9 protein-coding genes and 1 pseudogene are annotated in these 9,235 nt (G+C 61.7%); 5 read left to right on the top strand and 5 right to left on the bottom strand.

Annotation, left to right across the window (positions count from 1 at the left end):
• Positions 1-66: 66 nt before the first annotated feature.
• A complete protein-coding gene (gene macA / locus AK821_RS15365; RefSeq protein WP_064390458.1) occupies positions 67-1,215 on the top strand; it encodes a macrolide transporter subunit MacA in 1,149 nt (382 codons plus the stop codon).
• Between the two features lie 2 nt (positions 1,216-1,217).
• Entirely contained in the window at positions 1,218-3,176 is a 1,959-nt protein-coding gene (locus tag AK821_RS15360; RefSeq protein WP_064390457.1) for a MacB family efflux pump subunit, read from the top strand.
• Between the two features lie 154 nt (positions 3,177-3,330).
• On the opposite strand, the gene AK821_RS15355 is transcribed toward AK821_RS15360, so the two are convergent.
• The 3 genes from AK821_RS15355 to AK821_RS15345 form a co-directional block, all read right to left on the bottom strand.
• Positions 3,331-4,080: a helix-turn-helix transcriptional regulator gene (locus AK821_RS15355; RefSeq protein ID WP_064390456.1), complete on the bottom strand. Its 750-nt coding sequence runs from the start codon at positions 4,078-4,080 to the stop codon at positions 3,331-3,333.
• 180 nt (positions 4,081-4,260) lie between these two features.
• Positions 4,261-4,929, bottom strand: a complete 669-nt coding sequence (locus tag AK821_RS15350; protein WP_064390455.1) for a DUF3313 domain-containing protein — start codon at positions 4,927-4,929, stop codon at positions 4,261-4,263.
• Entirely contained in the window at positions 4,929-5,243 is a 315-nt protein-coding gene (locus tag AK821_RS15345; protein WP_064390454.1) for a hypothetical protein, read from the bottom strand. Before AK821_RS15345 ends, AK821_RS15350 begins: the two co-directional genes overlap by 1 nt.
• Positions 5,244-5,406: 163 nt before the next feature.
• Here AK821_RS15345 and AK821_RS15340 point away from each other — a divergent pair, with 163 nt between their 5' ends.
• The 3 genes and pseudogenes from AK821_RS15340 to AK821_RS31415 all read left to right on the top strand — a co-directional run.
• On the top strand, positions 5,407-6,117 hold the full coding sequence (locus AK821_RS15340; RefSeq protein WP_236708316.1) for a response regulator: 711 nt from the start codon (positions 5,407-5,409) through the stop codon (positions 6,115-6,117).
• On the top strand, positions 6,114-7,454 hold the full coding sequence (locus AK821_RS15335) for an ATP-binding protein (protein ID WP_064390452.1): 1,341 nt from the start codon (positions 6,114-6,116) through the stop codon (positions 7,452-7,454). Before AK821_RS15340 ends, AK821_RS15335 begins: the two co-directional genes overlap by 4 nt.
• Positions 7,455-7,464: 10 nt before the next feature.
• Positions 7,465-7,601, top strand: a pseudogene (locus tag AK821_RS31415) (gfo/Idh/MocA family oxidoreductase); the annotation flags it as partial.
• Here the strand turns inward: AK821_RS31415 and AK821_RS15330 are convergent.
• Complete coding sequence (locus AK821_RS15330) at positions 7,592-8,002, bottom strand: heme-binding protein (RefSeq protein ID WP_064390451.1); 411 nt, start codon at positions 8,000-8,002, stop codon at positions 7,592-7,594. The pseudogene AK821_RS31415 and the gene AK821_RS15330 sit on opposite strands and share 10 nt — an antisense overlap.
• Positions 7,999-9,234 (bottom strand): glycolate oxidase subunit GlcF, encoded by a 1,236-nt coding sequence (gene glcF / locus AK821_RS15325; RefSeq protein WP_064390450.1) that lies wholly within the window; start codon positions 9,232-9,234, stop codon positions 7,999-8,001. Before glcF ends, AK821_RS15330 begins: the two co-directional genes overlap by 4 nt.
• Position 9,235: the final 1 nt, after the last annotated feature.

Below are 9,235 nucleotides of genomic sequence, written 5' to 3'. Positions count from 1 at the left end.
TTGTTGTTTATCTAGCAGAGCCCGGCGTCACGCCGGGCTCGATCCTGAACGGACTTGTGGGCATTTATGGAAAAGTCGAAGTGGCGCAAAGCCGGTATGGGTTTGGCGTTGGCGGTGGTGGCGGGTTTGGTGTTCTACACGGTGCAGGCACCGGCCGAGGCGCCGCAGTACCTGACCGCCACGGTCGAGCGCGATGACATTGAGAACGCAGTGCTGGCCACCGGCGTGCTCGAAGGGATCAAGCAGGTTGATGTCGGTGCGCAGGTCTCTGGCCAACTGAAGTCGCTGAAGGTCAAGGTCGGCGACAAGGTGAAGAAGGGGCAGTGGCTGGCGGAGATCGATCCGCTGGTGTTGCAAAACACCCTGCGTCAGGCTCAGGTCGATGAGGAAAACCTGCAGGCGCAAAAACGCGCCACGCAGGCCCAGCTCAAACAGACCAAAGCGATTTACGAGCGCTATCAGAACCTGCAGGAAGATGCGTCGATTTCGCGCCAGGATTTCGAAACCGCCGAATCCAACTATCAGGTGCAGCAGGCCAATCTGATGTCGCTGGATGCGCAGATCAAAAGCGCGCACATCCAGATCGACACGGCCAAGGTCAATCTGGCGTACACGCGGATTGTTGCGCCGATCGATGGTGACGTGGTCGGCGTGGTCACTCAGGAAGGCCAGACAGTGATTGCCAGCCAACTGGCGCCGGTCCTGCTGAAACTGGCGGACCTGGACACCATGACGGTCAAGGCGCAGGTCTCCGAAGCCGATGTAATCCATATCGCGCCGGGGCAAGAGGTGTATTTCACCATTCTTGGCGAGGACAAACGCTACTACGCGAAATTGCGCGGTACCGATCCAGCGCCGCAGAATTTTCTCGAAACCCCGCCCGCCGGCACGCCGAAGCAAAGCAGCGCGGTGTTCTACAACGCTTTGTTTGAAGTGCCGAACCCCGACCATCGCCTGCGCATTTCGATGACCGCGCAGGTGCGCATCGTCCTCGACACCGCCAAGGCAGTGCTGACCGTGCCGGTGGCGGCGCTCGGCCCGCGCAATGCCGATGGCAGCTTTCCGGTGCGGGTGCTGGATGCCAAGGGGCACGCGCAGTCGCGCAATGTGCAGACCGGGATCAACAACAACGTCAAAGTGCAGATCAATGATGGTCTGGCTGAAGGTGATCGCGTGGTCATCGGTGATCCGCTGACTAATGTGGCGGGGGCCTGAGCATGACTGAGCCACTGTTACAGCTGACCGGCATCACCCGCAGTTTCACTGCCGGCGACCGCGAATTTCTCGCGCTGAAGAACATCAACCTGACGATCCATGCCGGGGAAATGGTCGCGATCATCGGCGCCTCGGGCTCCGGCAAATCAACGCTGATGAACATCCTCGGTTGCCTCGATTACGCCACCGCCGGCAGCTACAAGATCAACGGTCAGGAGACCCGTGATCTGGACAATCAGGCACTCGCCGAACTGCGTCGTGACTACTTCGGTTTCATCTTCCAGCGTTACCACTTGCTGCCGCACCTGAGTGCGATGCACAACGTCGAGATGCCGGCGATTTATGCCGGTACCCCCCAGCTGCAACGCCATGCCCGGGCCCGAGAGCTGTTGGCGCGACTGGGCCTCGAAGGCCACCTGACGCATCGGCCGAGCCAGTTGTCTGGCGGCCAACAGCAGCGGGTCAGTATCGCCCGGGCGTTGATGAACGGCGGCGAAGTGATCCTCGCCGATGAACCCACCGGCGCCCTCGACCCGGCCAGCGGCAAAGAGGTGATGCGCATTCTGCTGGAGCTTCACGCGGCCGGGCACACGGTGATTCTGGTGACCCACGACCCGAAAGTCGCGGCCAACGCCGAGCGCATCATCGAAGTCAGCGACGGCGAAATCCTCAGCGACCGTGCCAACGAACGTGACACCACGCACTTGCTCAGCGATGAGCCGGTGGCGCCGAAAGCCGCTGCGTCGCGGCGCCTGGTCGCCAGCCTCGGACTGTTCAAGGAAGCCTTCAGCATGGCCTGGGTCGCATTGATCTCGCACCGCATGCGGACGTTGCTGACCATGCTCGGCATCGTCATCGGCATCACCTCGGTGGTATCGATCTCGGCGGTCGGCGAGGGCGCCAAGAACTACGTGCTCAAGGACATCGCGGCCATCGGCAGCAACACCATCGATGTCTATCCCGGCACCAGCTACGGTGACAAGCGTGCGGCGGCCATCGAAACCCTGACGCCGGCCGATGTCACGGCACTGAGTCAGTTGTACTACGTCGACAGCGCCACGCCGATGATTGGCCGCAGCCTGTTGTTGCGCTACCGCAATATCGATCTGGATGCCCAGGTCAACGGCGTCAGCGATCAGTACTTCAAGGTGCGCGGCATCAAGATGGCGGCGGGTATTGCGTTCAGCGAAAGCGATGCGCGGCGCCAGGCGCAGGTGGTGGTCATTGATCACAACACCCGTCAGCGTTTGTTCGGGCAGGATGTCGATCCGTTGGGCCAGGTGATCCTGATCGGTAACCTGCCGTGCACGGTGATCGGCGTCGCCGCACAGGATAAAAGCCTGTTTGCCTCGGGCAAGACCCTCAACGTCTGGGTGCCCTATGAAACCGCTGCGGGGCGGGTGTTGGGCCAGCGTTATCTGGACAGCATCAGCGTGCGCATGAAGGACGGCCAGCCGAGCAAAGTGGTGGAAGAGCATGTGACCCAACTGCTGCTGCAACGCCATGGCAGTAAGGATTTCTTCACCAACAACCTCGACAGCGTTTTGCAGACCGTGCAGAAAACCAGTCGTTCGCTGGCGTTGTTGCTGTCGCTGATTGCGGTGATTTCCTTGGTGGTCGGCGGCATCGGAGTGATGAACATCATGCTGGTGTCGGTGACCGAACGCACCCGCGAGATCGGTATTCGCATGGCGGTCGGCGCGCGGCAGTCGGACATTCGTCAGCAGTTTTTGGTGGAGGCGGTAATGGTCTGCCTGTTGGGCGGGGCGATCGGGATTTCCCTGTCGTACGCGATCGGGCATCTGTTTTCGCTGTTTATCAAGGAGTGGGAGATGGTCTTCTCGTTGACCTCGGTGCTCACGGCGGTGATCTGTTCGACATTGATCGGCATCGTCTTTGGCTTCGTCCCGGCCCGCAACGCCTCGCGCCTCGACCCGATCGAGGCACTCGCCCGCGATTGACAGCCCGCGCTTGTTGATCGTTCCCACGCTCCGCGTGGGAATGCCTTTAGGGACGCTCTGCGTCCAGTGACGCGAAGCGTCACGGGCTGCATTCCCACGCAGAGCGTGGGAACGATCAACAGCGGCGTTATCGAACAGCGGTTCTGCAGTGTTATCAGGCAGCGCTCGATGCCGAGGTTTCCTGTGGCGAATACATCCAGCGCATCAACGAATGCCGGCCACTGATGCCCAGCTTGATCGCCGCCCGTTTGAGATAGCTCTCCACCGTGTTGACCTTCAGTTGCAATTGCTCGGCCAGTTCCGGTGCCGTGTGCCCGGCGAGCAGGCCGATGCACACCTCGGTTTCACGGTTCGACAGGCTCAGGCCCAATTGCTGCAAACGTTCGGTGAAGCGCAAGCGCAGGGTTTGCAGCCCGGTGCCCTCGGGGGCTTCGCTGGGGCTTTCGGCTTCAGGGCAGGCGGGTTGCACGGCGTTGATATGTTTCTCGACCATCGGCAGCAGCACTGGGGAGATGTCTTGCAACAGGCTGCGCTCCCGGGCGGAAAAACGTTGCGACTGACCGTTGCGGTACACCGAAATCACGTAGCGAAAACCGTCCTTGCGTCGGGTCAGGTGCAGTTGCGAGGCATCGGTGACGTTGGCTGATTCTGCCGGCGGCAGCTCGTCGCTGGGCATCGCGCTGTGTTCCGAGAACAGCGTTTCGGCCAGCAGTGCTGGCTCTTTCAGCGGTTCGGGGCCGTTGCGAAGGGATGTACGGCTTACCGACTCGACACGCATCTGGCGGATGTGCGTGGCGTCCACCGCCAGTTGAGTGAGGATCAGGTCGTGAAGCATGCGCGGAAAATGCCGGCTGCCGGTGCTGGCAATTACTTTGCCAATCTGCGGGAACAGCTGTGAGTTCATGTCATTCATCCATGAGTTGCAATGGGCGGCTCGTGTCCCGCAGGCGCCGGGGGTGAAGCTCCTTGACCGGTGAAAACGCCTCGGGAACTGGATCCTATCCTAGTACAACGTTTCAGCGACCGCTTAATGAAGGTGTTATTAGTTCATAACCGACGCACACCTCGCCTTGCCGACGGCCGTTTACTTGCGCAACGCCAGGTAGGATTTGCCCAGATCGCCGGCCCAGCCGTCCAGCACGATCTTGACGTCATCGGCGCTCAGCGCCTGTTTGTCGTTCTCCAGTGGCACGCCGATGCCCTTGCGGATCACTTCGGCGACCACCTCGCCGGTCGAACCATCCTCGAACGATACTTCGGTGGTAATTTCGCTGTCCTGGTCGCGAATGCCGGTGGCGATGCTCACGCCTGCTGCGACCAGCGTGACCGGCAGCCATTCATAAAAGCGCAAACCCTGGGTGCGGGTCGCGACCCGGGTAATCGCCGGTCGCACGATGAGGGTGTCGGGCCCCGGTGTCGACACCAGGCGCATGACTTTGCCCAGTTCCTGTCTGAGCGCCGCGTCATAGTATTCGGTCACGCCGGACAACGTGCTCAGCGGAATCCGCTCGGTCGGTGCGACGCTCGGGTAGAACTGGCTGGGCGCCAGATAGGCCTGGGTATAACGGCCTCGGGCCAATGCCGGGCTGACCCATCCGAGTACCGTCTGCCCCGACGGTGACTGGCGTTCGCTCAACAGGCTGTAGTCATGCAGAAATCCACTGTACATCTTCGGTTCGACGGTTTTATTGCTGCATGCCGGCAGGCTCAAGGTGGCTGAAAGCACCAGCGACTTCGAGAAATTGCTGATCATCAATGGCTTTCCTTGTGGGCTGGCGGGGCGTTGTCCGAGCACTCGATATGCAACTGGCCGTGGCGCATGATCCAGTGCACGAGGTCGGCGACTGGAATCGAATGCACGTATTCCACCCAGTGCGCGTTGTCCGGGCTGAATTGTTCGAAGTAGCGGCGCAGGACGATGCGCTCCTGATTGCCGGTCAGGCCCAGGCATGACTCCTGAAACAGAATCGGCGTATCGTGCCCGGGTGCCGTAGTGCGCTGGCTAAGGATCAACGGACGATGGCTGGCGCGGCCCTTGGCGGTGTACCTCTGATTGAATTCCTTCATGGGAGCCCCCTGCGATGAAAGTCCCGCAGAGTGCCCGAGGAGGATTGCCCGGGAATGTCCGATTGTTGTCGGCGCGGAAGGAATGTTGCGTGATTGAAATAAATGACCCGAACGGCGAAATGGTTTTAGATGCGCTCTTTTTTGGCCCTTGGATCCTGTGACCGTGAGCAGATTGCTGATCGTCGATGACGACATGGAAGTGCTGTCCCTGCTGAAGAAGTTCTTCGTTCAGCATGCCTACGAGGTCGATGTCTCGCCAGATGGCGTGGCGATGTGGGCGGCCATTGCGCAGCAGCGCCCGGACACCATTATTCTCGACGTCATGCTGCCCGGCGAAGGCGGCCTGAGCCTGTGCCAGAAAATCCGCGCACAGATGGGCATTCCGATCATCATGCTCACGGCCATGGCCGAGCTCAGCGATCGCATCGTCGGCCTGGAGCTTGGCGCCGACGATTACCTGACCAAGCCTTTCGCACCACGCGAATTGCTCGCGCGGGTGCGCGCCGTGCAGCGTCGTGCCGGCGAGCAGCCAAGTCCCGCCAGTGAACGCCCGCGACCGGTGATTGTGTTCGCCGGTTGGCACCTGGATATCACCTGTCGCGAGTTGCGCTCGCCGGAGCAGGTGATGATTCCGCTGTCCGCTGGCGAATTCGACCTGTTGGTGGTGTTTCTCGATCATCCCCAGCGCATTCTCACCCGCGAACAATTGATCGACCTGACGCGTGGCGAAGGCCACGACGCCTTTGATCGCAGCATCGATGTCCAGGTCAGTCGCCTGCGACGCAAGATCGAGCCCGACAGCAAGCGTCCAGACCTGATCCGCACTGTGCGCAACGGAGGCTACATGTTCACCGCCAAGGTCAGCCGTTCGTGATCCGCCGTCTGTTGCGCCGCGATACCCTGCGACGGCGGATTGCCCTGACCATCCTCGCGGCGATGCTGGCTTCACTGGCACTCAATGCCTTGTTCGTCCAGGTCGCCGGCATCTGGGCGCGCCCGCCCATTGAACGCACCGGCCTGCTCGAACAGATTGCCGTGACCACGCGGCTGATCGAAGCCGCCCCGACGTCGCTGCGCCCGCAACTGGCCAGCGCGGCAACCAGTTCGATGCTGAACGTGGTCTGGCACGCTCGGCGCGCCGACTTCGATCTGCCTGCGATCGGCACGCCAATCGAGGCGGGCAGGGGGCCGGTGATGCAACAACTGCTGGGTGACGACCGTGAAATCGAAGTGTTCAGCCCCGATGACTTTCCGCGCGACAGCCAGCGCGCGCACTACGTCGCGCTGGTGCAATTGGTCGATGGCAGCTGGTTGTCGTTTACCCCGCCGCAACGCAGTTGGGGCCTCGACGTCGGCACGCGGATCGCGGTGGTCATCGCCCTCGGATTGATCGCCACCTTGCTGGTGGCATGGCTCGCCACGCGCCAGTTGGCCACTCCGCTGCAGCGCTTCGCCAGCGCCGCCCGGCGCTTTGGCAGCGATCTGCGGGCGCCGCCGATCAACGTCGAAGGCCCGGACGAAATACGTCAGGCAATCATCGCCTTCAACACCATGCAGGCGCAGATCCAGCATTTCATCGCCGAGCGCACGCACATGCTCGCGGCCATCTCCCACGATCTGCGCGCGCCGCTGACCCGCATGCGTTTGCGCAGCGAGTTCATGGAAGACCTCGATCATCAGCACAAACTGATCCGTGACGTTGAAGAAATGCAGTCGATGATCAACGCCGCGCTGGCGTTCTTTCGTGAGGACACTCACCGCGAGCAGCCCACCGCGTTCGACCTGTCGGAGTTGCTGCAAACCATCATCGACGATTACCGCGACCAGCACCTCGCTGTCGACTTCAGTGGCCCCGCGCATCTGGTGTATGAGGGGCGGCCGCTGGGCATCAAGCGGGTGATCGTCAATTTGCTGGAAAACGCCGCCAAATACGCGCAGCAACCGAGCATCGCACTGAGCGGTAACGACCATACGATCTGCATCGAGGTGTGCGACCAAGGGCCGGGGATTCCCGAGTCGGCGCTGCAACGGGTTTTCGATCCGTTCTATCGCCTTGAAGCTTCGCGCAATCGTGACACCGGCGGCGTCGGGCTGGGGCTTTCGGCCGCGCAGGCGATCGTGCGCGAGCAGGGTGGTGAGCTGACCCTGCGCAATCGCAGCGGCGGTGGCCTGGTGGCGCGGGTCGAGCTGCCTCGGGACCTGTTCGACTGAGACCATCAGCGACCACGCTGCGGTTTACCGTCATTTCCAACAGCTGATGAGGGACCGCTGCAGGGACTTCGACCTGCAACCCTTGCGCCTGCTTGCGGACAGTTTTTTGTCGGCAGTCGCGAAGCCGTCGAGCCGTTCTACGAATAACCTTGCAGCGCGAGGACGGCAGCCTTGGCAATCTGCGCGTCCTGAGCGGATTTGACCCCGGACACGCCCACCGCACCGATCACTTGTCCGTCGACAATGATCGGCACGCCACCTTCAAGCGAGGTCAGCAGCGGCGCCGAGAGAAACGCGTTGCGACCGTTGTTGACCATCTCTTCATAGACATTTGATTCGCGGCGACCGAGGGCTGAAGTGCGGGCCTTTTCCATGCAGATGTAGGCGCCGATCGGTGCACAACCGTCGAGGCGCTCAAGCGCCAGCAAGTGGCCGCCATCATCGACCACGGCAATACTCACCGGCCATTGGTTGCGCTGCGCCTCGGTGCGCCCGGCGGCGAGGATCAGCGCGACTTCTCTCTGGCTCAATACGAATTTGCTGTTCATGGTTTTTCCTGCGCGAGAAGGGACTCTTCAAGCACCTCGATCCAGTGCCTGACCGGCGTGCGGCCAGCGCTGTCGAGGTGAATCTGGCAACCAATGTTGGCGGTGACGATGAGGCTGGGCGAGGCGCTTTCCAGCGCATTGATCCTGTTATCGCGCAATTGCCGGGAAAGTGCAGGCTGGGTGATCGAATAGGTACCGGCGGAACCGCAGCACAGGTGACTGTCGGGCACTGGCGTGAGGTGAAACCCCAGCCGTGTCAGAACACTTTCCACCGCGCCACCGAGTCTGAGCGCGTGCTGAAGCGTGCACGGACAATGAAACGCCAGACGCTGATCGTTGTGCGCCACGACCAGTTGTTCCAGCGGTTCCGCCTGCAGAATCTCCACCAGATCCTTGCTGATCGCACTGATTTTGGCGGCTTTCATTGCGTAGGCCGGATCGTGTTCGAGCAGGTGAGCGTAGTCCTTGATGAAGGCGCCACACCCGCTGGCGGTTTGCACGATCGCCTCGGCGCCGCTTGCGATCGCCGGCCACCACGCATCGATATTGCGCCGCGCGCGCTGCAGTCCGGCCTGTTGGGCGTCGAGGTGATAGTCAATCGCACCGCAGCAACCGGCCTCGCTGATCGGCAGGATGCTGATGCCCAGACGGTCGAGCACCCGCGCGGTCGCGGCGTTGGTGTTGGGCGACAGGCTGGTCTGTACGCAGCCTTCGAGCATCAGCATCGTGCGGGCCCGCGTTCGCGCTGGTCTGGGTCTGGCCGGCGCAATGTGTCGCGGTAGCTTCATTTGCACAGCCTGCGGCAGCAGTGGACGCAGTCGTTCACCGAGGATCAGCAACGGTTTGAACAACCGCGGCTCAGTCAACACGCTGCGCAAACCCTGGCGCAACAGACGCTGGCCGGGACTGCGCGGCACTGCATCATCGACCACCGCACGGCCGATATCGAGCAGGTTGTGATAGTCGACACCGGACGGGCAGGTGGTCTCGCAATTACGGCAGGACAGGCAGCGGTCGAGATGTTGTTGGGTGGTGGCGCTTGCGGTATTGCCTTCGAGCACTTGCTTGATCAGGTAAATCCGGCCGCGTGGGCCATCCAGTTCATCGCCGAGCAGTTGATAGGTCGGGCAGGTGGCGTTGCAGAACCCGCAATGCACGCAACTGCGCAAAATGCGCTCGGCTTCTGCGGCGCGCGTAAGGCGCAGGGATTTTTCGCTCAGGGTGGTTTGCATG

It is taken from the genome of Pseudomonas sp. RIT-PI-r (assembly GCF_001297015.1).
Taxonomy (GTDB): Bacteria; Pseudomonadota; Gammaproteobacteria; order Pseudomonadales; family Pseudomonadaceae; genus Aquipseudomonas.
The sequence above is the reverse complement of the archived record's forward strand: the minus strand, read 5'-3'. Positions and strand labels throughout refer to the sequence as shown.

What these genes read in the sequence shown, in the direction of transcription:
- AK821_RS15360 (WP_064390457.1), top strand. Translation starts at nt 1,218, where the DNA reads ATGACTGAGCCACTGTTACAGCTGACCGGCATCACCCGCAGTTTCACT.
- AK821_RS15350 (WP_064390455.1), bottom strand. Translation starts at nt 4,929, where the DNA reads ATGATCAGCAATTTCTCGAAGTCGCTGGTGCTTTCAGCCACCTTGAGC.
- AK821_RS15345 (WP_064390454.1), bottom strand. Translation starts at nt 5,243, where the DNA reads ATGAAGGAATTCAATCAGAGGTACACCGCCAAGGGCCGCGCCAGCCAT.
- AK821_RS15330 (WP_064390451.1), bottom strand. Translation starts at nt 8,002, where the DNA reads ATGAACAGCAAATTCGTATTGAGCCAGAGAGAAGTCGCGCTGATCCTC.
- glcF (WP_064390450.1), bottom strand. Translation starts at nt 9,234, where the DNA reads ATGCAAACCACCCTGAGCGAAAAATCCCTGCGCCTTACGCGCGCCGCA.
- macA (WP_064390458.1), top strand. Translation starts at nt 67, where the DNA reads ATGGAAAAGTCGAAGTGGCGCAAAGCCGGTATGGGTTTGGCGTTGGCG.
- AK821_RS15355 (WP_064390456.1), bottom strand. Translation starts at nt 4,080, where the DNA reads ATGAACTCACAGCTGTTCCCGCAGATTGGCAAAGTAATTGCCAGCACC.